General features: G+C 67.5%; 1 protein-coding gene. It reads right to left on the minus strand.

Annotated elements, in window-relative coordinates; translation table 11 throughout:
* On the minus strand, positions 1 to 624 hold a 624-nt coding region (locus FK268_RS23295), incomplete at both ends, for a CarD family transcriptional regulator (protein WP_146437823.1).

Genomic DNA, 624 nt, shown 5'->3' on the forward strand with positions numbered 1-624 from the left:
CGAGAGCGTGGCCACGTCCACGGGGAACCCGGCGTAGCGCTCCGTGAAGGTCTCCAAGTGCTGGTGGACCAGGAGGGTCGTGGGAACCAACACCGCCACCTGCTTGCCGTCCTGGACCGCCTTGAACGCAGCCCGCACCGCGATCTCCGTCTTGCCGTAGCCCACGTCACCGGTGAGGAGGCGGTCCATGGGCACCGGCTTCTCCATGTCGGCCTTGACCTCGTCCATGGTCACCAACTGGTCGGGGGTCTCCACATAGGGGAAGGCATCCTCCAGTTCACGTTGCCAAGGGGTGTCGGGAGCGAAGGCGTGCCCCTTGGTGGCCTGGCGCGCGGCGTAGAGGCGGATGAGCTCCTTGGCGATCTCCTTGACCGCCTTGCGGGCCTTCTGCTTGGTCTTGGCCCAGTCGGCCCCACCCATGCGCGAGAGGGACGGTTGGTCGGAACCGGTGTACTTGGTGACCTGGTCCAGGGCATCGGTGGGGACGAAGAGCCGGTCCCCGGGCTGTCCCTTCTTCGAGGGCGCGTACTCGATGAGCAGGTAGTCCCGGGTCACGGCCGCGTCCCCGCGACCCACCCTGCGTGAGACCAGTTCCAGGAACCGCCCCACCCCGTGCTGGTCGTG

This window comes from Tsukamurella sputi (assembly GCF_007858445.1).
In the GTDB taxonomy this organism is placed as follows: Bacteria; Actinomycetota; Actinomycetes; order Mycobacteriales; family Mycobacteriaceae; genus Tsukamurella; species Tsukamurella sputi.